20 protein-coding genes are annotated in these 22,953 nt (G+C 41.2%); 3 read left to right on the top strand and 17 right to left on the bottom strand.

What is annotated here, in order from left to right:
* Nucleotides 1–126: 126 nt before the first annotated feature.
* From C1G57_RS01415 to yaaA, 9 genes are all read right to left on the bottom strand, one after another.
* The gene (locus C1G57_RS01415; protein ID WP_105113437.1) at nt 127–771 is read right to left on the bottom strand and encodes a DUF1919 domain-containing protein; all 645 of its coding nucleotides are present in this window, start codon (nt 769–771) and stop codon (nt 127–129) included.
* A 1-nt stretch (nt 772) separates the two neighbouring features.
* Nucleotides 773–1,921 (bottom strand): glycosyltransferase family 4 protein, encoded by a 1,149-nt coding sequence (locus C1G57_RS01410; protein WP_105113436.1) that lies wholly within the window; start codon nt 1,919–1,921, stop codon nt 773–775.
* 3 nt (nt 1,922–1,924) lie between these two features.
* Complete coding sequence (gene cps2T / locus C1G57_RS01405) at nt 1,925–3,097, bottom strand: beta 1-4 rhamnosyltransferase Cps2T (RefSeq protein ID WP_105113435.1); 1,173 nt, start codon at nt 3,095–3,097, stop codon at nt 1,925–1,927.
* Between the two features lie 71 nt (nt 3,098–3,168).
* Nucleotides 3,169–4,548, bottom strand: coding sequence for a sugar transferase (locus C1G57_RS01400; protein WP_105113434.1), 1,380 nt, complete (start codon nt 4,546–4,548; stop codon nt 3,169–3,171).
* Nucleotides 4,549–4,574: 26 nt separating this feature from the next.
* Complete coding sequence (cps4B, locus tag C1G57_RS01395; protein ID WP_105113433.1) at nt 4,575–5,306, bottom strand: capsular polysaccharide biosynthesis protein Cps4B; 732 nt, start codon at nt 5,304–5,306, stop codon at nt 4,575–4,577.
* Between the two features lie 42 nt (nt 5,307–5,348).
* The gene (locus C1G57_RS01390) at nt 5,349–6,044 is read right to left on the bottom strand and encodes a tyrosine-protein kinase (protein WP_105113432.1); all 696 of its coding nucleotides are present in this window, start codon (nt 6,042–6,044) and stop codon (nt 5,349–5,351) included.
* Nucleotides 6,045–6,053: 9 nt separating this feature from the next.
* Nucleotides 6,054–6,743 (bottom strand): YveK family protein, encoded by a 690-nt coding sequence (locus tag C1G57_RS01385; protein WP_105113431.1) that lies wholly within the window; start codon nt 6,741–6,743, stop codon nt 6,054–6,056.
* A 19-nt stretch (nt 6,744–6,762) separates the two neighbouring features.
* Nucleotides 6,763–8,202, bottom strand: a complete 1,440-nt coding sequence (locus C1G57_RS01380; protein ID WP_105113430.1) for an LCP family protein — start codon at nt 8,200–8,202, stop codon at nt 6,763–6,765.
* A gap of 110 nt (nt 8,203–8,312) precedes the next feature.
* Nucleotides 8,313–9,041, bottom strand: coding sequence for a peroxide stress protein YaaA (gene yaaA, locus C1G57_RS01375; protein WP_105113429.1), 729 nt, complete (start codon nt 9,039–9,041; stop codon nt 8,313–8,315).
* 119 nt (nt 9,042–9,160) lie between these two features.
* Here yaaA and C1G57_RS01370 point away from each other — a divergent pair, with 119 nt between their 5' ends.
* Nucleotides 9,161–10,420 carry a PLP-dependent aminotransferase family protein gene (locus C1G57_RS01370; RefSeq protein WP_105113428.1) on the top strand — a complete coding sequence of 420 codons (1,260 nt, stop codon included), beginning with the start codon at nt 9,161–9,163 and terminating at the stop codon, nt 10,418–10,420.
* A 113-nt stretch (nt 10,421–10,533) separates the two neighbouring features.
* Here the strand turns inward: C1G57_RS01370 and C1G57_RS01365 are convergent, their stop codons facing one another.
* The gene (locus C1G57_RS01365; RefSeq protein WP_105113427.1) at nt 10,534–11,388 is read right to left on the bottom strand and encodes a DegV family protein; all 855 of its coding nucleotides are present in this window, start codon (nt 11,386–11,388) and stop codon (nt 10,534–10,536) included.
* 126 nt (nt 11,389–11,514) lie between these two features.
* On the opposite strand from C1G57_RS01365, the gene C1G57_RS11630 reads away from it, so the two are divergent.
* Nucleotides 11,515–11,919 (top strand): TetR/AcrR family transcriptional regulator, encoded by a 405-nt coding sequence (locus C1G57_RS11630; RefSeq protein WP_105113426.1) that lies wholly within the window; start codon nt 11,515–11,517, stop codon nt 11,917–11,919.
* A 268-nt stretch (nt 11,920–12,187) separates the two neighbouring features.
* Here the strand turns inward: C1G57_RS11630 and proC are convergent, their stop codons facing one another.
* The 4 genes from proC to C1G57_RS01340 form a co-directional block, all read right to left on the bottom strand.
* Nucleotides 12,188–12,973, bottom strand: coding sequence for a pyrroline-5-carboxylate reductase (gene proC, locus C1G57_RS01355; protein ID WP_105113425.1), 786 nt, complete (start codon nt 12,971–12,973; stop codon nt 12,188–12,190).
* Between the two features lie 9 nt (nt 12,974–12,982).
* Complete coding sequence (locus tag C1G57_RS01350; RefSeq protein WP_105113424.1) at nt 12,983–14,221, bottom strand: glutamate-5-semialdehyde dehydrogenase; 1,239 nt, start codon at nt 14,219–14,221, stop codon at nt 12,983–12,985.
* A gap of 64 nt (nt 14,222–14,285) precedes the next feature.
* Nucleotides 14,286–15,362: a glutamate 5-kinase gene (gene proB / locus C1G57_RS01345; RefSeq protein WP_105113423.1), complete on the bottom strand. Its 1,077-nt coding sequence runs from the start codon at nt 15,360–15,362 to the stop codon at nt 14,286–14,288.
* Nucleotides 15,363–15,516: 154 nt separating this feature from the next.
* On the bottom strand, nt 15,517–17,985 hold the full coding sequence (locus C1G57_RS01340; RefSeq protein ID WP_105113422.1) for a bifunctional DnaQ family exonuclease/ATP-dependent helicase: 2,469 nt from the start codon (nt 17,983–17,985) through the stop codon (nt 15,517–15,519).
* A 108-nt stretch (nt 17,986–18,093) separates the two neighbouring features.
* Between C1G57_RS01340 and C1G57_RS01335 the strand changes: the two genes are divergently transcribed.
* Nucleotides 18,094–18,732, top strand: coding sequence for an MBL fold metallo-hydrolase (locus C1G57_RS01335; RefSeq protein ID WP_105113421.1), 639 nt, complete (start codon nt 18,094–18,096; stop codon nt 18,730–18,732).
* Nucleotides 18,733–18,774: 42 nt separating this feature from the next.
* Here the strand turns inward: C1G57_RS01335 and C1G57_RS01330 are convergent, their stop codons facing one another.
* The 3 genes from C1G57_RS01330 to C1G57_RS01320 form a co-directional block, all read right to left on the bottom strand.
* Nucleotides 18,775–19,248, bottom strand: a complete 474-nt coding sequence (locus tag C1G57_RS01330) for a GNAT family N-acetyltransferase (protein ID WP_238597124.1) — start codon at nt 19,246–19,248, stop codon at nt 18,775–18,777.
* A 101-nt stretch (nt 19,249–19,349) separates the two neighbouring features.
* Nucleotides 19,350–21,365 (bottom strand): M13 family metallopeptidase, encoded by a 2,016-nt coding sequence (locus C1G57_RS01325; RefSeq protein ID WP_105113420.1) that lies wholly within the window; start codon nt 21,363–21,365, stop codon nt 19,350–19,352.
* Nucleotides 21,366–21,425: 60 nt separating this feature from the next.
* Nucleotides 21,426–22,448 (bottom strand): PhoH family protein, encoded by a 1,023-nt coding sequence (locus C1G57_RS01320; protein ID WP_105113419.1) that lies wholly within the window; start codon nt 22,446–22,448, stop codon nt 21,426–21,428.
* Between the last annotated feature and the right edge of the window lie 505 nt (nt 22,449–22,953).

Genomic DNA, 22,953 nt, shown 5'->3' with positions numbered 1-22,953 from the left:
TTATACAATTAATTCTTGAACTGTAACAATAAGAAAATCAATTTTACTAGTCCATTTTACTGTCATTAAAAAATATGGAAAACATAGGAAATTTACTGAAATAGGGAATGAGGATTTTTATCTTCTTCACTTACTTAAATCCTCTCCACCTTTATTCAACCAGTTAACCACATTAAAGTATCGATGATAAATTTTCAGATCAATACCAACATACCCCTCTTTTTCTCTAGATTTAAAATGAACTAATGAAGCTAAATCTTCATAATTTTTCGATGAAAAAATCACTTTACTCTTGAAAGGTAAATTATCGAATATTTTCATTAATTCATAACTACATTGATCATTATCATTAAATTTAATATAAATATTATCCCAATGAACACGTGCTAAACGACGCTGCCACTTTTCTTGTGCTTCGCTCTCGCTTTTATAATGTAGAAAATGGATTTCAATATCATCTAGAAGAGCGAGTGGATAACTATTGTTAAATTCCTCAATATATTTAGATTCTCTAACAAATCTAAGAGGCTGTCCTCCTGATTTCAAATAATATTCTAAATTATTAAGTAACTTAATGTAATCCGGTGAGAAAATAAACAATCCTACAAATGGAGTCTGATAGGGTATTCCCAATTCTTGATAAACTTTTCCCGCCCAGCAATTATCACAAATAATGGTAAATTTTTTATTTTTTAATCGTCTTCTAGGAATAAAGTTAATAATAGGGTAGATAATAGGTTTTAGCCTATTTTTTATGTTTTCGATATTCATATTACATACCTTTATAGAGCTTGGAAAAATTATCAATATAACTATCTAATGAAAAAAGCTTCATCTGACGCTCCACAGAATTCTTTCCAAAGGTCATGCGTAAATCTTTAGACACAACTAGAGCTTCAATTATTTTTGAGAGTGCTTCAGGCCTATTCGCTTCTGCTAAAAGACCATTTTGACCTTCTTTTACCATTTCACAAACACCCCCTTGTCGGTAACCTACAACAGGTTTACCACATGCCATTGCCTCTAATACAACTGTAGGTAGGGGATCAGGATTAGTACTGGGAAGCACAAAAATATCAAACATATTATAGAGTTCTGCCGTATTAGTATAGTAATCAATCCGTCTAACTTGAGAAGCAACGCTCAGTTTCGTAATACTTTCTTCAAGTTCCTGTACACGCCATTCTTCTCCCTCAAAAGCACTACCGGCCATAAAGGCAATAGCTTTTGGTTCTTGCTCTAATATCGGAACCATTGCTTCTAGAAAATCTCCTTGTCCTTTCCATGCATTGACACGACCAATCATACCAATGACCAGAGCATCCTCTTCAATGTCGAATTTTTGTCGGATAGACTGCGCATCCGATTGATGAAATACCCTAGTATCTACTCCGTTGTAAATGACATGGACTTGATCATCCTTAATATGAGGTGACTGACTGATATGATTAGCCACAGCCCGCGATACTGTTACAATCTTATCAGCAAATCTCCCCATCAATAAATTGATGAAATTTGAAATAAATCGAGGTTTTACAATAATTTCATGAACGTGCCAAATCAAAGGAATATGCAATTTCTTTTTAACATAAATTCCTTCAAGTACAGCTGTTGTATTGTTATGGATAATCTCAATATTATGTAGCCTAGCATAGTTACAAATCAATTGCGAATACTTTCTGTACTTAAAGATATACTCAATAATACCTTTTGGGTTAAAATATTTTCGTCTTAAAATCGGGTACTCAATTACCGAGACTTTTGCTCCAGCTTTTCTTAGTTTTTCAACAAGAATACCATCACTAGGTAAAATGACATGGACTTCAAATTCTCTCTTATCTAATCCTTTTATAAGTTCCAAGAGAACTTTATCTGCCCCATATAGTTCTGCTCCAGCATGGAGATATAGAATTTTTTTCATCGTTTATCCTTTAAACAGCTTCTCATACTCATCAACAATATGATCCCAAGAAAATTTTTCTTGAACTTGTTTTGTTGACAAACTACCCATTTCGCCAATTTTTTTTCGCGACAATTGTTCACTTTCTTCAATAACTTTGTGTAAATTATCTTTATCCCAGTAAAGTGCACTATCTTCCCCTACTTCTCTGTTAAAGCAAACATTTAATAAGAGGTTCAAGCTTGTAGATGATAGTGCTTCTAATAGTGATGGATTTGTTCCTCCTACCTCGTGACCATGGAAGTAAGCAAAAGCATTTTCACGAATATATTTCAATAATTCTTGATCATAGACCGTTCCAACAAACTTTATACGCTTGTCTTTATCAAAACCGGTCTCTTTTTTGAGCTTTTCAAAAAAAGCATTTTGTTCAACATTAGTAATTAAGACAAAATCCTTTTGAGAGTTTGACTTCATAAACTCTCTAATCATTGATTCATAGTTATTCTCAGGAACAAATCGTCCAACAACTAAATAATAATTGTTCTCAAAAACTTGCTTATCGTTATACCACTCTCGTACTGTACTATCAATTGAAGTTAATTTTGATTTATTCAAATCGGTTCCGTATGCAATATAAGTGGTTTTTGGTAAGTATTTTTGATAATCATTTTGGATGTACTTTTCAATATTTTTACTATCACAAATCAATAAATCAGCGTATTTTACCATCAACCTCTCAGAAAGTTTCCAATACTGTCGAACAGGATAACTCCATTTTTCACGTAACCATTCATGACCATCTGGATTGACATATAGTTTCCCTCCCAATTGATGAATAATTTTACGGTATTTTGAAATAAATGGACCGATACGACAAGCTAGAATATAAAAAATAGGTTCTTTATCCTTATTTTCTTTAGAGATAGAGATAGCTTTTTTCAATGCAGCAATATCATAAGCAATAGCTTTAGCTGGACCAATATTTGGGACATCAATGATAAAACATGATGCACCATTATATTCAAAAACATCTCCATTAATACCAGATTTAACAGAATTTTCTCTCGTACAAGCAACATAATACTTAATATCTTTATTTTTTTGATTCTCTGTTAATTTCTCAACAAACGTTTCAAAACCACCGTATTTTGCTGGTATTCCTTTAGAACCAATAATATATATATTTTTTGTCATGTTTCCACCTTTATTTTCTTCACTAAATTTATCATCAATTACTATAAATTTAGTGAAGAAAGTAAATTATTTTACTTACTTCCTTCACCTTTTACAACAACTTTCACCGTCTTTAGCAAAATTTTGACATCCGACCAAATCGTCCAATTATCTATATACTCGACATCAAGTTTGACAACATCATCAAAATCTGTAATATTACTACGGCCACTAACTTGCCAGAGACCAGTGATACCTGGTTTAAAGCTTAGACGACGTTTCTGACTTGGTGTATATTTTTCGAACTCATCTACTGTTGGCGGACGTGTTCCCACTAAACTCATATCTCCAACTAAAACATTGTAAAACTGTGGTAGTTCATCCAAGCTAGTCTTTCTAATGAAATGACCAATTGGCGTAATGCGTGGATCATTATCCATTTTAAACATACCACCTTGCATTTGATTCTGCGCCATTAATTCTTTTTTGCGCTCTTCAGCATCAATATACATTGAACGGAATTTATAGAACTTAAATATACGCCCATTTTTTCCAACACGTTTCTGTACAAAAATTGCTGGCCCACCATCACGTCTGATTATTGGAACTAAGACTATAGAAGCTATTCCACAGATAAACAATCCCACTATTGCTCCAAATATGTCTAACAGACGTTTCATCATAATATGACTTGGTTTATAAAAATTTGTTGAAAATGTAACGATACTATGGTCACCAAACTGGTGAATCTTCTTATTCTTTAACGCTTTGAAACCAAAAGAATTAATATCGATACTAACGTCAATTCCTAATAATTCAAACTCTGAAACTAAGTGCTTTAAATCATAATGCTCATTTGGTAAATTAATAAAAATTTGATCTACAACTTCCCTAGTTGAAAATTCGATTGCTTCTTCTACTGAAAAATATACTGGTATCGAAACTCCAAATTCATTTTCTTGTATATCTAGTATGGTAAGGGCGACAAGATTTTTTTGAAAAAGTTTTTCTGTTTCTAATAACTTTTTCATTCCTTGCCAACGTTTCATAGTTGTAATCAAAACTGTTTTCCGTTGATAATCTGAATTTAGGAAAAAGTTACCCTTAAAGTATCGAGCAGTACAGTTTATAAAATAGACAAATAATGAGTTCAACAGAGTAAAATAAATAAGACCTCTCCTAGAAAACTCAAAACCACTCTCTAAAATAAAAGAAACAGTTGTTAATAGAATTGCAAAAACAAGACTATACCAAAATATTTTTTCAAATTCCTTTAGAAAACCTCGACTTTCAAAGTCTTTATACAAATTTGATACATAGAAAGCAAAAAAGTGAACCATTATGATGATAAAAACACCAGAACGACTTAAATCTGCATTTGGAATTTGACTTGTAAGACTTGCTGCAAAGACTACACCCATCAAATCAAGTAATAATAGCCGGATTTGGTGGTATCTAACATCAATAAACATAACTCACCCCTTTATTTATACTTCTATCATAATGTCTGATTTTTTAATAACATTAGCGGATTTTTCTTAAACAAGGCTTTTGCTTTATCTTGGCCATATTCTTCGGCAACCAGCTGATAAGCCTCCTTCATAAATGGAGGACGTGTTGTGGTATTATGCATATCACTTGCAACGCAGTGAACAAGGTCTCTTTCTAAGAAGTACTGAACACGTTTCTTAAACTCTTTAGACTTATCACCAATTAGTCCTGGTTTTAAAACATGGCTACTATTAACTTGCATGTAACATCCCTTGTCGATCAGTTCCTCTACACGCTCAGCCTTGTAGGCCAAAGCATCGTAGCGTTCAATATGGGCGAGTAAGGGCGTTACTCCTAATAACATCACCTCATGAACGGCCTCTTGAATGTCCTTCCAAGGAGTTTTCATGCTAAATTCTAGTAAGACATAGCGTGATCCATTCATCGTTGGTAGTTTTTTCTTTTCTAACTTTTCTAAAACATCACGGCTATAGTAGATTTCAGCCCCATAACACAGCCGAACCTCTGGATAAGCTGCCTTTACAGCCTCTTTCAGTTCAAGAAAATTAGCCATGATCACTTTTTCAGGTGTTTCAAACATGCCTTTGCGTCTATGGGAGGTTGCTACGATAAAGCGCACTCCTTGTCGGTGAGCATGACCAATCAAGGCCAAGCTCTCCTCTATACTCTTTGGACCATCATCCACACCAAAGATTACATGCGAATGAATATCAATCATCTCTCAAGTCCCTCTCTTATTGATGATATCCCTTTACTGCCTTTAGGCTTTCTTCCCGTAATTACCATAATTTCCGTAATTACCATAATCACCATATTTTTCAGTTGTTACATCATATTTGTTCAAAATGACACCAAGGAATGATGTCCCGGTTTGTTCCAACTGTTCTTTTACCTTTTTGACAGCTGAACGCTTGATATTACCAGATTCCACGACAACCGCCATAGCATCACAGCGTTGCGCAATAATAGCCGCATCGATAACCATTCCTAAAGGTGGACAATCAACGATAACGTAGTCGTAATAGCGACGTAGGGTCGCAACCAAGTTCTCAAAATGCTTACTCTGCAAGAGGGCGGTCGGGTTTGGAGAAATTTTTCCAGACTCAATAACCGTCAAATTTTGGATATCAGTATCACACAAGCCCTGTGATAAATCTGTCGTTCCGGCCAGATAGTCTGTCAAACCTGTAATTTTTGTCGTTGGTTTGAAGAAACCAGACATTACGGAGTTGCGAATATCCGCATCAACTAGAACCGTTTTATAGCCTGAGCGAGCATAGGCAATTGCCAAACTAGCTGCTGTCGTACTTTTTCCTTCATTGGATTGTACTGAAGTAATACCAACTACCTTGATGTCTGAACCGCTTAATTGAATATTGGTTCGAATGGCATTGAAATATTCTTCTGTTTTTTTAACAAGTTCTTTTTTCGTACGCGCAATTTCTAAAGTTGCCATATTGTTCTCCTATTTCAATTTCTTAGAATCTGGTACCACACCCAGGAGTGGCATGCCTAATACTTCTTCAATATCTTGAGGTCTCTTCACACGATCATCTAAAACTTCAACGACAAGGACCAGGGCAATGGCAAGAAAGGCACCTGCTACTAGACCAATCGCAATGTTACGCTTGGTACGGGGAACAGAAGGCTCTTCTGCTGGCACTGCTTCTTCTAAGGTTGTAACATCACTAACCTTTGTAACATCTATAATCTTTTGCGCTGCAACAGCTCTCAAACTATTAGCAATACGAGTAGCCTTATTAGGATCAGCATCGCGAACAGTAATCGACACTATACGAGTATCAACTGGGATAGAGACAGTTACCTTTTCCTTCAAATTTTCTGAAAGATCCAGATCAGATGACACGAGTGCTAAAACATCTTGTGAAAGAATAATTTCTTTATAGTCTTTTACCAGGTAGGTCCCTGCTTGGAGGTCTTGGTTGGTTAATCCAACACCAGCCTCCACATTTTTACTAACTACATAGATTCGTGTTGTAGAATCATATTGAGGGGTAACCAAAAATGCACTATAGACGAAGGCAGCTCCTGCCCCAATCATTGCGGTTAGGAAGATGAGGATTTTCTTTCTCCAAATTGTTTTTAACAAAAACAGCACATCAATTTCAATTGCATTTACTTCTTGATTATTCATAACTTCTCCTATTGTTTTTTTATTGCCCATCCAAAACAGTTTGAATAGCTGATTTTACTTGGTTCAAACTATCTTGGTTAATTTCCATCATATAGAGTTGGGAACCTGGCATAGCATAAGATGGTAAATCCATACGTCCTGAACCAGTCAAGGCTTGAGACTCAACTGTAAACTGTGTCCCAGATTCCAATTGTCTATTGACCAAATCCATAACTGTTTCTAAGCTGAGGTCTGTCTGAATAGAACCTTCCAAACCTTTTAGAATAGCCTGATAGTTACCTAAATTCTCTGGCGAACTAAGTTTCTTGATCAAAGCAGCGATAACCTTCTCCTGGTTCTTACCGCGATCGTTATCTCCATTGGCTAAAGAATAGCGTTCACGAACAAAAATTAAGGCGCGCTCGGCATCCAAATGAACCGTTCCTAGAGGAAAGTGATGTCCACCACTTGTAAATTCTTGTTCATTTTGGACATCTACCCCACCAACCAAGTCTATCAGTTGGAGGAAGGAGGTGAAGTTAAGGCGGATATAGTTGCTAATATCAATGCCATAGAGATTTTCTAAGGTGTGGACAGAAGCATTTACCCCGTAAATTCCCGCATGGGTCAATTTATCATACTGGTTTTGTCCTCCGTCAGCAATTGCAACATAGGAATCGCGTGGTGTCGTTGTCAAGAGTATCTTATGTGTTGCCCGATTGATGGTCATGATAATATTAACATCCGAACGAGATACCGACGAAATCGGCCCATAAGTATCTATACCGCTAATGTAGATGTTGAAGCTATCACCACTAGCTTGTTCTACCGCTGTTTCAACTGGTTTAGACATTTTGAAATTGTAGATTTTCTTCACTTTGGAAGAAAAATCTGGGTCTTCACTCTCCAAAATATTGGTGAAAACTCCGTTTAATACCATGGCTTGGCTTTCACCATTTATCATAGATTGATAAGCCGTCAGATAGGAACTTGTTGGACTGGTTGTCAGCTGAACTGACTTGCTAGTAGATACATCATTTAGGAGACTGGCAATATTTTCTTGATCATACTCTGATGGAGCCAGTAAACTAGATACCTGACTAACATCTGTAATATCGCTGTTAGCTGGCACCAGAATGCTCATTTCGTATTCTGAAAATGAGGCACTGGAATTCAATTTGCTAGAAAAATCAACAATCTCACGTAAACCATAAGTACCTGCAGCCGTAACAATAGCAGATATGATTAAAAAAACGGTCGTAAAAACATGGAGTTTTTTTCGCCAAATGAACCATGCTGTCACCAAGGCCAAACCGATTAAGACACTTGCTACAATATGATTCAGGTATCGGAAATTCAATATATTGTATCTATAGATAGTCAATAACAAGATAATGAGAACACTGACATACAAAACCCATATGGCCCCGTTAAACCAATTAAATCCGTGCAGTTTTTTCTTACTATTTCTGTTTCTCATAATAGACCTTCCTTATGCTTATAACCCTTCCATTATAACACATAAAAGCTTTCTTCATATAGTAGAATCTGTTCTTGAAATCGCTATTATTCTATATTTATTGCAAAAAATTAGCATTTTCTCAAGAAAACCAATAAATTGTTCTCGGACTCTATAGGATAAAATTGAAATCCATCGACATCAAATCTTTTTATATCTTCAATATCTTGAATGGCATGTTTAGCCAGCCATGAAAGCATCCGACCACGACCTTTTTTGGAAATGGTGGAATGGACTTTTAGCTGACCATTTTTCTCTTCCTTGAAAATAACCTTGACCAATTTTTCCTGCACTTTTGGTGAAAAGACTTGTTCAAACTCTGACGAAGCAAGTGAGAGCAGGACATCCTCATCAGCCACCTCTGCATCATAATGGGAACGCCAGTATTGTTTTAAAGATTGTTTACCAATCTTTAAATTTCCCTGAAAGTCAAGACGATGGGGTGAAATTAGTTCAAATGGAGAAATGAGACCATATAAGGCTGTTGCCACCCGTACATGCTTCTTGTGATAGTTCTCCTCTTCTGCTGTCAGGTCCCTTCTAGTCATGTAACGATACATAAGGCCATCATATAGTTGCCAGGCCGGGTAAGACTTGGCTTGACCGTGCCTAATCCTCTGCCATCGATCCAGTTCTAACTGAGCCTTGTCCTCGGATAATTTATATAAACTAGCCAGCTCTTCAAGGCTATATTGACCAATAGCCTCTAGGACCGATATGCTAGTATCAGACAGGGTTTGAAAGGCTTGATTATCCAGATTGGTATTTAGTTCTTTGGCGTTAGGAATAATGATTTTCATTCCCTCATTATACCATATAACTACTTGACTTCTCAAAGTAAACAATCTGGCTCGTCCTTGTTTTTCCAAAAAAATTACCTTATACTAGTCTTAATCATTTCTGTAAGGGGACAGTTACAATGGATAAGTACCAGCGAATTATTCAGGATATCTTAGAGGGGATTGAAAACAATCAGTTTAAACGTGGTGAAAAACTACCCTCTATTCGACAACTCAGTCAGAACTACCAGTGCAGTAAGGACACTGTTCAGAAGGCCATGTTGGAACTAAAATACCAAAACAAGATTTACGCAGTAGAAAAGAGCGGCTACTATATATTGGAAGACAAAGATTCTAAAAACCAAATGGTTGAACTTGACCCTGCGGATTTTCAGGAGCTACCCTACGAGGATTTTCGTGTGTGCCTACATGAAAGTCTGATTGGGCGGGAGAACTATCTGTTTAACTACTACCATCAGCAAGAAGGGCTGGCAGAGTTACTCTCCTCTGTCCAACATCTCTTTATGAACTATCATGTCTACACAAAAAAAGACCAACTGGTTATTACAGCTGGTAGTCAACAGGCCCTCTATATCTTGACCCAGATGGATTTCGGACCTGAGAAAACTGAAATATTGCTAGAAAATCCAACTTATTCCAGGATGGTTGAGTTGATGCAACACCAAGCTATCCCCTATCAGACAATTGAACGAGATTTTGATGGCATTGACCTGGTCAAGTTGGAAAAAATCTTTCAAACTGGAAAAATTAAATTCTTCTACACCATTCCCCGTCTGCACAATCCGCTGGGAAGCACCTATGATACAGCAAGTAAGACTGCTATTCTGAAGCTAGCTAAGAAATACGGGGTCTACATTATCGAAGATGATTATCTGGCAGATTTTGATTCTAGCAGAAGCCTGCCCCTCCACTATCTAGACACCGATAATCTGGTCATCTATATCAAATCCTTTACCCCTACACTCTTTCCAGCCCTGCGGATTGGTGCCATCAGTCTGCCCCAACAGTTGAAGCCTGCTTTTATTAAACATAAGAGTTTGATTGACTACGATACCAACCTCATCATGCAAAAGGCTCTTTCCCTCTATATCGACAATGGAATGTTTGCCCGCAATACCCAAAATCTCCATCAGATTCATCATGCCCAGTGGTTAGATATACAGACCAACATGGACGAAACTAAACTAAATATTCCCTATCGCATTTCCAAAGGAAGCGTGACCTTCCAGCTGAAAAAAGGGCAGGTCAGTCCATTTATAGAGAAACAACTTGAAGGAGCCGCCTTCTTTTCTGGAGAGGACCACGATTTTCTACAAATCCAGTACACTAGTGAGTTTAAGACAAGATTGGAAACATTCTTAGAGAAAATGACAATGTGAGGACAACATTTGAAATAGATCCCCTACTAGCTATACCGTATTGCGAAACAAAGGTCCTCAAACCTATAGCTTGAGGACCTTTCTTGTACCTAAGTCATTTTCAAAATGAACTCTTATTTTGAATTTATTTCATAACCCATCAAAAGACCGCCTTCTTCTGCATAAAAAGAGCAAAGGCCTGATGTCGGTACCTCTTCGATGATTGCACTAGCAAATTCAGCCTTGACCAGGTCTGAAAACTGTTGGAAGAACTTAGCATTGTTACGGTGGGCCATGACAATACGACCGCCCTTATAGCCAGCCTTCTTCATCTCATCAAAGGCAGCTGTGACAGATTTCTTATGACCACGCGCTTTCTGGAGCAATTCTAGCTTCCCTTCGCTACTTGCTTCCCCAACCATACGGATATTGAGAAGGCCAACGACTGTTCCAAGCAATTTGCTGAGACGACCATTTTTCACCAAATTATCAACCTTGGCAAGGACAAAGAGCAATTTACTATTTTCTTGGTAGGCGGTGATGGCTTGTACAAGCTCATCAAATTCCAAACCAGTCGCAATCAGTCGATTGATTTCATCCACAATCAAATCCATTTCTCCGCCAGCTGAAAGGCTATCAATGAGATGGATATTGACTTCAGGATGTTCCTCGACAAACATATCGCGCGCCACACGAGCAGCATTGAAACTACCTGACAAACCACCTGTCAAGGTTATAACAACAACATTTTCCGCTCCCTCAAATGCTGTCTGATAGGCCTGTGGGCTTGGACAGGCAGAACTAGCAGCTTCAGAAGAGGCATACATCACCTCCATCATCTTGTCGATGTCCAAGTCAGCCTGGTCAACAAAGGTGTCTGCACCAATCTGAATGGTCAAGGGCACACTGACAAATTCTGTATCAGGGGCAAGGTTATTTAATTGACGATAATCACAGCCTGAATCTGCAACGATTTTCCATTTTTTCATGTTCTACTCATTTCTAGTGTTACTTTTTTATTTGACAATAGCAGACTATTTCCTTACAATTATATCATTAAACTAGTCCTTCTGAAAGCATTTTCTTTCAGATGTAACAGTCAGGAAAGGAAAGCTATGGCAGAACGTAAGATTTCACCAACTTCTTTAAAAAATCTCTATCAATCCAATAAAGAAACCAATCAACTGACCAAAGAATCCATCGAAACAGCTCTGCTATTTCTCCTAGAAAAAAAGGACATCAAACAGATTTCGGTATCCGAGTTGGTCAGAAAGGCTGGTGTGTCACGCAATGCCTTCTACCGCAATTACAAGTCCAAAGAAGAGATTTTGGAAACCTACTACGAACGGACTTCTAGCAACCTTAAGAAGAAATGGCAAGACTTGCAGGACAAGGTTCAAAAAGATGGCGTCAAGCAGAGTTTTGCAGAGTTTGTCCAGGAACAAAAACGCAAGGCAGAGCAAAGCAAAACCTTTTCCAATGTCAGTCAATGGATCAAAGAAAAAACAAAACGGGATTAAAAGTCCTGTTTTTTTGTACTTTCTCACCAAAAAAACTTGACCAAAATAGCCAAGTTTTTAAGGAGATTATGAAAATATTTAGGATTGACTATAGTATATCGTAACCGCCAACCGTTTCCATCGGTCTTATCGTCATTTAGTTTTTCTTTTATTACGTCGTTAACTCGCTTTGCCGTACTTCAGTACAGCCTACAGCTCGTTGCCTAGTACTAAAAGTAAACTAAAAGACTGAAAAATACGTTGCAACCAAAAATTTTCTATATCAAATCTATTTTTTACCCAATTTTCTAGTCTTTTTGAGGGCGGCGGCGACTGCCTTGATAATGGCATAGCGGAAACCTTCTTTTTCAAGAGCCACAACTCCTGCGATGGTCGAGCCTCCTGGCGAGGTCACTTCCTGTCGGAGCTGGGCTGGGTGCTTGTCACTATTCAAGACCATCTGGGCGGTGCCTGCCAGAGTTTGGGCCGCCAAAACCTTGGCATCCTGAGCCGTCAGCCCGTTCTGCACACCGGCATCTGTCAAAGCCTCAATCATCTGATAGACAAAGGCCGGTCCGCAGCCTGCGATAGCCGTCGCTGCGTCGATCAGACTCTCTGGCACCTGCTGTACCTTGCCTGATTTTTCAAGGATTTGTTCCAATAGCGGAGCGAGCTCTGGATTGACCAAGCTATAGGTAGTCATGCCTTGGCCGATAGCGACCGGTGTATTGGGCATGATCCGAATGAGGTTGTCTGCCGACACATATTCTGCCAGGCTGTCAATAGTCACTCCCGCTGCCATGGAAATCCAGATAGCCGACGGATTCTGGCTAATCTGGTCCTGTAAGCCTGACAAGACTGTCTGAATCAGGTGAGGTTTGACCCCAAGGAAAATCACCTCGGCCTGCTCTGCTATTTCCCCATTAGAAAAAAGCTGGCCGCCCACCTTCTCTTGAAGTGCCTGGGCTTTTGCTGGGTTGTGGTTACTGAGAAGGAGCTGGGTATCTGCTTGCTGGCTGACCGCTTGGGCCAGAGCCGCTCCCATGTTGCCCAGTCCGATAAATCCAATCTTCATCTTGTCCTCCTAACGAATGTGGCCGTCGCCTGTGATGATGTACTTGTAGGTGGTCATCTCACGCAGACCCATAGGACCACGGGCGTGCATCTTCTGGGTGGAAATGCCCAGCTCGCAGCCCAGACCGAACTCGCCTCCGTCTGTGAAGCGGGTCGAGGCATTGACATAGACTGCTGCCGAGTCCACATGGAGTGTGAAGAGGTCGGCCGTCTGGCTATTTTCCGTCACGATGGCCTCGCTGTGCCCTGTCGAGTGTTGAGCAATGTGGCTGATAGCCTCTTCTGCATTTGAAACGACTTTGACGGCCAAGATATAGTCCAAAAATTCTGTGTCAAAATCCTGGTCGCCTGCTGGTGTGGCTTGGTTGAGAATAGCCTGGGCCTGACCGTCTACACGTAATTCCACCTGACCAAAAAGAACTTCTTCCAAGCGAGGTAGGAATTGGCTGGCAATGGCTTCGTGAACTAGCAAAACTTCCGCTGCATTGCAGACTGAGGGACGACTGGTTTTGGCGTTGACCACAATCTGAAGGGCCTTATCCAAATCCGCATCCTTGTCCACATAGACATGGCAGATGCCTGTGCCTGTTTCGATAACTGGTACAGTCGCATGTTCTACAATGGCTTGAATAAGCCCTGCACCGCCACGTGGCACCAAGAGGTCAATCTTGCCTTTGGCAGTCATCAACTCCGTCGCAGAGGCCCGGCTGGTGTCTTGAACTAACTCAATGACCTTTGGCGAAAGACCAGCCTGTTCCAAGCCAGCCTTGAGGGCTGTAACAATGGCCTGAGCCGAATGAAAGGCTTCCTTGCCTCCACGCAAGATGACTGCATTTCCGCTCTTGATTGCCAAGGCTGCGGCGTCTGAAGTCACATTTGGACGGCTTTCGTAAATCATTCCCACCAAGCCAAAGGGAATGGATTTCTTGCGAATGTTCAAGCCGTCTGCCCGAGTGGATTCTTCCAATACCAGTCCAACAGGATCTGGTAAGTCAATCAAGGACCGAATGCCATCTGCCATGGCTTCAATCCGCTCAGCTGTCAGAAGCAAACGGTCCTGCATGACTTGGCTGATTTTTCCTTGGGCATTTTCCATGTCGATGGCATTGCCAGCTAAAATTGCCTCCGTTTGAGCAACCAACTGGTCTGCCATAGCTGACAAGGCCTGGTTTTTCTGTTCGGTTGTTGCAAGGTTGATAGAAGCCTTGTGGGCCAATAAACTATCTAATAATGCTTGTGTTGTTGTCATATATTTCTCCTATTTAGTCTTTCAGTTTGCTCGTTCGTCAACATAATCAAGACAAACTGAACGACTATAAGCTCACCCAATCGTTGCGGTGAATAAGCACGCCCTCCGCTCTGCCATGTGCCAACTGGTCCTGCAAGTCCTTGGAGGACAGTTTGACCCGCCCTTTACCAATCAAACGGTGGTCTGCCTGACTATAAACTTCCACGACCTGCCCCACTTCAAAGTCGCCTTCAAGGGCTTTGACACCGGCAGCTAACAAACTGCGGCCTTGGTGCAACATGGCCTCAACCGCACCAGCATCCACTTCAACCGCTGCATCTGTCCGAGCGTAGAAGGCCATCCACTGCTTGCGCTGGTTCATGGCATGGTCATCTGCTAAAAAGAGAGTGCCACGGTTGGCTTGGGTAACTGCCTGTAAGAGAGCAGTGTCCTCTTTTGAAGAGCAGATAAAGACGGGCACGCCTGACTTGGTCGCAATCTGTGCCGCCTGCAATTTGGTGGTCATGCCACCCGTTCCGTTGGACGAGCCTGCTCCTGCTGCCATGGCAAACAAATCTTCCGTAATTTCCTTAATTTCAGGCAAATGCTGGGCAGTCGGATCGCTGTTGGGATTGGCCGTGTAAAGCCCGTCCACATCCGTCAAAAGCACCAAGAGGTCTGCTTTCAAGAGAGAAGCCACCTGGGCGGACAGGGTATCGTTGTCTCCCACCTTAATTTCCTCAATGGCAATGGTATCATTTTCGTTGATAATGGGAATGGCCCGCTGCTTGAGCAAGACCTGCAAGGCCTGAGAAGCATTCTGATAACGTCTGGCATCCGCAAAATCATCCTGGGTCAGCAAAATCTGAGCCGATACGATGCCGTCTTTCATCAGATTCTGCGTATATTCCTCAATCAAGAGTCCCTGACCAACAGCCGCAGATGCCTGCTTCTCCGCAATCTTGGTCGGCCGCTTGTCAAATCCTAATCTCCGAAAACCAGCAGCAATGGACCCCGAAGTCACCAGCACAATCTGGTAGCCCTTCTGGTGCAACTGAGCCAACTGATTGGTAATCCGAGCAATCTTAATCCGGTCCAGACTGCCATTTTCTTGGGTTAGAGAGCTGGTGCCCACCTTAAATACGATTGTTTTTTCTGTCATAATCTCTTCTCACAAAAACTAATATTTGGAAAATTATACCATATTTTAGGTATAAAGAAAATCAATGTTATTCAGCAGAGAATGAGGGAAAATTCCTAGAAATAAGTAAGCTTATACTCAAAACTAAAAGGAGGACTTGCCGCCTCCCTTTAATCTATTCAAAAAATTCCTGTACGATTGCTACCATATCCCTTTCGCTAGGCTGCAATACTTGATAATCTTTCTCAAAGAAGGAGAGGACTTGCTGTCCATAGCGTTTGGTATGGATGCGAGAATCTAATACCAAAACTAGAGAATCTTGGTTGTCGTGCCGATTGGTTCGACCAATGGCTTGACGCAACTTAATCATCATCATAGGCAGGCTGTAATCGTAAAATGGATTCTTCCCTTCCTTACGTAGATGGTGATTGATTTTCTGGACAAAACGGTCCTTGGGATTGTCGAAGGGCAGTCTTGTAATGACCTGAATCAGTTGGTCATGACTGGCAAAGTCAACTCCCTCCCAGAAGACACCTGTGCCCAGTAAAATCTGGCATTCACCCCGTTCAAATTTGCGTTTGAGAGTTATTTCCTGTCCATGCTTGTGTTGGGCCAGGTGGGAAATATTACTGTCTTCTAAGAAATCCGACACCTGCAAGAGCAGAGAAATCGATGTGAACAAGACCAAAATCGGTCGTCCCAGCTCTGCTATTTCTCCTAAAGTGGTAGCCAAATAGGCAGCGTGCTCCTCCTTGGTCCAAGCGAGGATATCAGGGAGGAGGGTCGGAAAGAGTAGCTGCTGGTTGGGCACTGCTTGCGTGGGAAGCAAGTCCATGGTGACCTGCTCAAAGCCCAGCAAATCCGCTAGATTGACTTTTTTACTGATGGTCAAGGTAGCGCTGATGCAGAAAATCTTGGTGTCTGGCAGGTAGTTGGTCACATTCATGAGGCTGTCCTTGGCGCCCCGCAAATAAGCAGTCCGCTTGTCCTCAAAATTCTTCTCCTCCAACCAAAAGGTGTCGTAATAGTCTATGAGCTCATGCAAGTCGCTCAAATCAATATCTCCAAGCTCCACCAGGTTCTGAGCAAGTTGATGAAGCTCAACCTTTTGAACTTCCCGCTGCCCATGCTGGCGAAAACGGGTCAAGAGGTGGTTAAGCTCAAACTGGCAGGATTCATAGAGGCGTTGGTCTAGGAGTTTATCGGCCCTATCTTTTTTAATCTGCAATACCTGTAAGAGAGCAGTCAAATCTTGAGAATCCGTCGCGAGATTTTCAGCAGCCAAGAGAAATTTCTGGGCCTCGTCGATGACCACCAAGCGATTGTCCATCAGTGGATCTTGGTCCTTGAGATGACTAAGGAAATAGGCATGGTTGGTGATGAGCAACTTGCTGGATAAGGCTTGCTGGTTCAAACGTTGCCAAAAATCCCAGCCCCAGAAAAGACTTTCTGGCTCCAAATGGCCATCATGGGCAATCTCATCAAAATAGGCTTGATAGCGTTGTTTCTGCTTGAGTTCGTCCAAATCGCCTGTTTGAGTTTCTGTCAGCCAGACAAGGATCTGCATCTTGAATTGATTGACTAGGCGATTGTCATCCTGTCTTTGCAGAGTTTTCCAATACTTATCCAATTTGATAAAATGCTTGGGCGACTTGAGGGAAGCCATGGAAATATGGAAAATCTCTCGCAGTTTGCTTCCCTCTTTGTCCATAATTTGCTCTTGAAGGAGCTTGGTCGGTACCGTCACCAAGAGGGGCTGGTCCGACTTGGCAAGCAGGGGTAGTAGATAACCGTAGGTCTTGCCCAAGCCTGCCTGTGCCTGTATAAAATGCACTTTTTCTGCTTCTGCCAAGCGTTTTTCGACCACATGAGCGAAGGCTGTTTGTTTTTTGCGTTCGTGCAGACCGAGTAGGGCAAGATTTGTCACAAAATCTTCCGATAAATGGTAGGCTGGCTGGTCTTTTACTGGCTTTTTCAAGACCAATCCATGAATACTTTCCAGACTGGTCGACAAGGTTTCAGATAGATAGGGCACCAGCTCATCAATAACTAGACGGGATTCAAAGAGTAGATTGTCCGCTAGCTCTTGCAGGTTTTCTACAAGCGACAGAGGCAGGGACTTGATTTTCTCTTGGATTTTGATAAGGAGACGAGCCGTTGCCATGGCGTCCGAAATAGCTGTGTGGGCCTGGTCTAAGCCCAAGTCTAAATGCTCTGCTAGATTTCCCAAGCTGTATTTTTCAAAAGTCGGGAAAAATAGCTGTGCTAATTCCACAGTATCCACGCGCGGAGTCAGCAATTCAAAGCCTTCAAAAAAGAGAGCTTCCGCCAAGAGATTGGCATCAAACTTGACATTATGGGCGACGAAAATAGCATCTCCAATCATGTCGTAAATGGTACTTGCGACCTGACCAAAGTCAGGCGCTTGCTCCAACTGCTTGTCTGTGATACCTGTCAGATTCTTAATATGGTCATCAAGTGGTTCATAGGGATTGATGTCTGTTGCGTAACTGTCAATGATTTCTCCGTTTTCAACCAGAACAATCCCAATTTGAATGATTTTTGCATCGGCACCTGTACCAGTTGCTTCCAAATCCACAACGGCATACCGATTGCTTGTTCTTGTGTCTTTCATACTGTTCATTATAGCACATTCGCTCCCACTGAAAAAGCCTCAAACAAAATCCATGAATTCACTGGATTTTTTTGTTAGACTACTAATATAAAAACTGTTTCTGTGAGGAGAAATACCATGTTTATCCACAAATCTGTCAACCCTGTTGCCTTTCAAAATACCTACTACATTGAAAACGATAGCCACCTGCTTGTCGTTGACCCAGGAAGTGACTGGACCAAAATCCAAGCTATGATTGAAAAAATTGGCAAACCGATTTCAGCGATTCTCTTGACCCATACCCACTATGACCATATTATGAGTTTGGACATCCTGCGTGAGACCTACAATTTCCCGCCTGTCTATGTGGCTGAAAGCGAGGCTAGCTGGCTCTACAAGCCAGAGATGAATCTATCAGGTCTGCCTCGTCACGATGATATGGACAATGTGGTCTGCCGACCAGCTGAAAAAATCTTCCAATACCAAGAAGACTATCAGTTTGACGGTTTTCATTTCAAGGTTGTGCCAACACCTGGCCACTCTATCGGCGGTGTATCCTTTATCTTCCCAGAAGCTGAAGCGGTCATTACAGGTGATGCTCTTTTCCGTGAAACGATTGGGCGTACAGACCTGCCTACCAGCAATTTTGACGACTTGATTGCGGGTATCAGAGAACACATTTTTACCCTGCCAAACCACTACACTGTCCATCCAGGTCATGGTCAAAATACCAGCGTTGGACACGAGAAAAATTTCAATCCATTTTTTAGAATGTAAAAGAAGTACTGCCCAGTTCTGATTGAACCAGGCAGTTTTTTATTATGATTCATCCAATGCAAATTCAGCTATGACAATCATTTTTCCAGCCAACTCTTTGACCTCGCCTGTTGGACAAAATCCGACCTTGGACCAAAAATGACTGGACTGAGGATTGCTTTCTACATAGCCAAGACGCACCTTTTTGAAGCGGGTTGCTAACTGGGGCAGAAGCTCCGCAATGATACTTGTACCAAGACCTTGTCCAGAAAAATGAGCATCTACCATAAAAAGTCCGATATAGCAGCTATCTTCTGTCGGATAACCGTCAATTAGGTCTAAGATGGCAACTAATCGCTCTTTGTCCCAAAATCCTAGAAAATACTTATCTGATAGATCCTTACCTGGTGGACAATCGACAAGGTCATTGGCCAAACTTTCCAGACTAGGTAGGGGCGGAAAATGTTCAAAATAGAGGGGATTGGTCTGGTAGAGGGCCAATACCTGCTCCAAGTCGGCATCTGTTAACTTTCGCACTTGAAAGCGCCTGGATAAATTGGAAATTATCATAAAATCATCCTGCAGTATCAACATTCATTTTGGAATAGGTAAGCCCATCATAGATTGCTACCTTTCCTTTACCAAATAACCATTCTCTCTTCGGGTGCCCTATACATGGGGTCTCCCTTTTGAATAGTGTAGACTTCATAAAAATCATCCATCTGCTGCAACTGAATATTGACCCGAAACTCCTCTGGAGAATGTGTATCTACCTGAAGTTGATAACGGCCATAATCAACCGCAACCATTTCTCGACGGCTACGGGCATAATTCTCAAAAAATTCTTTTAGGTTAGCTGACGGTTCTTCTTTTTTGAGCGTAGCCAAAGCAATCTGTATTCCTCCCAAATCCGCAAGATTTTCAGACAAGGTTAGGTGACCATCTACTCTACCACCATAGACTTCTAGACCATCAAACAAGTCTACTAGGGCTTTATTTTTTTCTTCAAATGCTAGTCTATCTTGCTCTGTCCACCAGTCTTTTAGACTACCAGTCTCATCAAAATTTGCTCCTGTGGCATCAAAAGCATGAATAAACTCATGAGCAATAATTTTGCCAATCCCGCCATAATTCTCGGCTACAGATTGATTTTTGTCATAATAAGGAGCTTGTAAAATAGCCGCCGGAATATAAATAGCATTCTGACTAGGAGCGTAGGCTGCTGTTACTTCACTTGCCGATACATTGCTAGCCCAAGTTTGTCTATCTATTGGCTGACTATAACGCTCGAAAACTCCTGTTCTAGCTTGAATCGTAATTGCCAAAATATTTTCAATATAAGACAAGTCTTCACGAATCTTTAATGACTTGGTCCAGTCGGTCAACTCCCTTGGATAGCCGATATGATAAGTGATATTTTCTAATTTTTTTATTGCAGCTTGCTTGGTGGTTTGACTGAGCCAATCATTGGCTATAATCCTTTCCTGATAGGTCCTAGAGATTGCCTTAGCCATTTCCTGAATGGCAAGTAAGTCCGTTTCATCGGCATAGTTACGACCATAATAAACACCCAAACTTTCCTTGAAAATTCCAGTCACATCCAGATAAGTCATGTAATCATTCGGATAGGAGGCTGAAAATCCTTGGACTTCTGCATGAAATCTCCCTGCTGTCTGCATGATTTCCCCAGTCAAATAGGGGGCTAACTTCATTGCTTGACTAACTAAAGCCCATGACCGATATTCTGAAAAATTTTCTTCCTTGATAAATTGGGATAATTGTTCAAAATAGCTTGGATTAGAAACATAAACTTCCTCCGGTTCCAAGCCCACCAATCCTACTAATTGTTCTCCAATTGATAAAGTTGGTGAGTAGTTTTTGACCTCTGAGAATGTTCTAAGTTCTTCTGCGTTCACAGGTCCCCAATCACTATGCACATTCTCACTAGCTGGTAGAGTATCAACGAGCTGATTGTCAAAAGTAATGGCTCCTTCAACCAAAGCAATGGCCTCCTCGTCTGAGTAGCCACATTTTTCCAAAATATGTCTCGCAGATATACGGTATGAATCCATGAGTTTCTCACGAACAGTCCTGTCTTCATAGTAGGACTTATCTGGTAGAATCGTCTGAGGTGGTAGTAAGATCAACATTCTTTCAGATGTATTTCGTGGATTCGCAATCACATCAAGACCATAGGGCAATGGATAGTCGTTACGAATCCAATCTTGACTTAGCGATTTCAGCTCAGAAAACGAAGCAATTCCCATCATTTCATCCAGTATCATTCTAGCTACTCTGACACCATCTTCTTCCCTTTTGGTAAAATCAAGACCCTGCTGATACAACTTGATAAATTCTACTAAATCCTCAGACTGAGGCTCTAGCTGACCAGCTACCATTTTGTCAAAATCCGATTTTAATTGCTCATCTACTTCCATTTGCAATCTTGTAAACTCATTGTAGAATGGTGTACTACTTGATAACCAGCCACCATTTAACCAGTCCCTATTTATAGCTTGATAAAAATTAGTTTGAATAGTCGGTTCTGCTTTTTCAACTTGTGTTTGGTCATCTCCTATTTTCTGACCACCACAGGCAGCTAAGAGACAGACAAAACCAAGTAAAACCAATCTAAGTAGACCTTGTTTTATCACGCGTCACTCCCTCACTTGTTTTCTACAAACTATTTCGACAGGCAAAGAAGCAGAAAAGAATTACTCCTCCGCATCTTGCTCTTTCTTCAGCTCCCCAATCGTCTCAAAACTTGCTCGGCTATCAGCTGCCAGAGCCTCCTGCTCGTAGGCATTGATAATCTGGGCAACGACTGGGTGGCGAACCACATCCTTGGCCGAAAAATGCACGAAATCAATCTGTGGAATGCTACTCAGCTTCTCTGTCGCATCAATCAAACCTGATTTGACCTTGCGCGGCAGGTCAATCTGGCTAATGTCCCCATTGACAATCATCTTGGAATTAAAGCCAAGACGGGTCAGGAACATCTTCATCTGCATAATGGTGGTATTTTGCGCCTCATCCAAGATGACAAAGGCGTCTTCCAAGGTCCGACCACGCATATAGGCCAGGGGTGCAATCTCGATGATTTCCCGCTCCATCAGGCGCGTGGTCTGCTCCTTGCCCAAAATCTGGTAGAGGGCATCATAGACAGGACGCAAATAGGGGTCTACTTTTTCTTTCAAGTCTCCTGGCAAAAAGCCTAAACTTTCGCCTGCCTCGACCGCAGGACGTGTCAGGACAATCCGCTTGACCTGTCCACGCTTGAGGGCTGTTACCGCAAGAGTAACCGCCAAGAAGGTCTTCCCTGTACCAGCTGGTCCAATTCCAAACACGATGTCATGACGCTTTACGCTGTCCACATAGAGTTTTTGACCAAGGTTCTTTACGCGAATAGGTTTTCCGTAGTTGTCCTTGATAATCTCTTCTTCATAGAGGGCAACGAATTTCTCAATCTCATCATTTTTGACCATGGAAATAGCCGTGACCACATCTGGCGTATTGATGACCAGGCCCCGATTGACCAAGACCAAGAGAGATTGAATAACCAGGCGAGCCTGTTCTACTTGTGCTTCCTGCCCGATGACTTGCACAACTTCCGTCCGTGCATGGATGACCACGCCCAGTTCTTGCTCCATCAGCCGTAAGTGGCGCTCATTGGACCCAAAAAGGCTAAACAAATCATCTGGATGTTTTAAATGAATATCAATCGAATGCTCTTGCAAAAAAAATTCTCCTTTGGTGCTTTTCTATTATTATACCAAAATTTTCTACCAACTTATGCTACTAGGAAAAAGAAAACAGTGAATATATCAAACATTCACTGTTTTTAGAAACCAAACTTTAATTTCTATATGGTGGGGGGAGAATGATTAAAGAAAAGTAGGAAAGCTTGGTTTCCAGTAACCTAACTGTTTCTTTTTGTAGAAGTAATACTCTTCGAAAATCAACCACTACGCTGAGATGTTGATACGAACTATAAGAAGCGAGGTTTGTCTTTTGCCATTCCTGTTACCTTGAACCAAGAAAGCAACCGAGCTCTATCGTCAGATTAAAGATGCAAACAATATTCGCTATATTTCCAACCTTCAACTATCTCTCAGATAGCTTTGATTTTCATGGTGTATAAGACAAAATTACCCCGTCCAAAAATCTAAACAGTTATACTAGGATGAAATCCATCCTGTACATTTATTTCCCCCCCCCCCCCAGAAAATCAAGTATTATAAG

Source organism: Streptococcus suis, from assembly GCF_002960425.1.
Taxonomy (GTDB): domain Bacteria; phylum Bacillota; class Bacilli; order Lactobacillales; family Streptococcaceae; genus Streptococcus; species Streptococcus suis_S.
The sequence above is the reverse complement of the archived record's forward strand: the minus strand, read 5'-3'. Positions and strand labels throughout refer to the sequence as shown.

What these genes read in the sequence shown, in the direction of transcription:
- C1G57_RS01415 (WP_105113437.1), bottom strand. Translation starts at nt 771, where the DNA reads ATGAATATCGAAAACATAAAAAATAGGCTAAAACCTATTATCTACCCT.
- C1G57_RS01410 (WP_105113436.1), bottom strand. Translation starts at nt 1,921, where the DNA reads ATGAAAAAAATTCTATATCTCCATGCTGGAGCAGAACTATATGGGGCA.
- cps2T (WP_105113435.1), bottom strand. Translation starts at nt 3,097, where the DNA reads ATGACAAAAAATATATATATTATTGGTTCTAAAGGAATACCAGCAAAA.
- C1G57_RS01400 (WP_105113434.1), bottom strand. Translation starts at nt 4,548, where the DNA reads ATGTTTATTGATGTTAGATACCACCAAATCCGGCTATTATTACTTGAT.
- cps4B (WP_105113433.1), bottom strand. Translation starts at nt 5,306, where the DNA reads ATGATTGATATTCATTCGCATGTAATCTTTGGTGTGGATGATGGTCCA.
- C1G57_RS01390 (WP_105113432.1), bottom strand. Translation starts at nt 6,044, where the DNA reads ATGGCAACTTTAGAAATTGCGCGTACGAAAAAAGAACTTGTTAAAAAA.
- C1G57_RS01385 (WP_105113431.1), bottom strand. Translation starts at nt 6,743, where the DNA reads ATGAATAATCAAGAAGTAAATGCAATTGAAATTGATGTGCTGTTTTTG.
- C1G57_RS01380 (WP_105113430.1), bottom strand. Translation starts at nt 8,202, where the DNA reads ATGAGAAACAGAAATAGTAAGAAAAAACTGCACGGATTTAATTGGTTT.
- yaaA (WP_105113429.1), bottom strand. Translation starts at nt 9,041, where the DNA reads ATGAAAATCATTATTCCTAACGCCAAAGAACTAAATACCAATCTGGAT.
- C1G57_RS01370 (WP_105113428.1), top strand. Translation starts at nt 9,161, where the DNA reads ATGGATAAGTACCAGCGAATTATTCAGGATATCTTAGAGGGGATTGAA.
- C1G57_RS01365 (WP_105113427.1), bottom strand. Translation starts at nt 11,388, where the DNA reads ATGAAAAAATGGAAAATCGTTGCAGATTCAGGCTGTGATTATCGTCAA.
- C1G57_RS11630 (WP_105113426.1), top strand. Translation starts at nt 11,515, where the DNA reads ATGGCAGAACGTAAGATTTCACCAACTTCTTTAAAAAATCTCTATCAA.
- proC (WP_105113425.1), bottom strand. Translation starts at nt 12,973, where the DNA reads ATGAAGATTGGATTTATCGGACTGGGCAACATGGGAGCGGCTCTGGCC.
- C1G57_RS01350 (WP_105113424.1), bottom strand. Translation starts at nt 14,221, where the DNA reads ATGACAACAACACAAGCATTATTAGATAGTTTATTGGCCCACAAGGCT.
- proB (WP_105113423.1), bottom strand. Translation starts at nt 15,362, where the DNA reads ATGACAGAAAAAACAATCGTATTTAAGGTGGGCACCAGCTCTCTAACC.
- C1G57_RS01340 (WP_105113422.1), bottom strand. Translation starts at nt 17,985, where the DNA reads ATGAACAGTATGAAAGACACAAGAACAAGCAATCGGTATGCCGTTGTG.
- C1G57_RS01335 (WP_105113421.1), top strand. Translation starts at nt 18,094, where the DNA reads ATGTTTATCCACAAATCTGTCAACCCTGTTGCCTTTCAAAATACCTAC.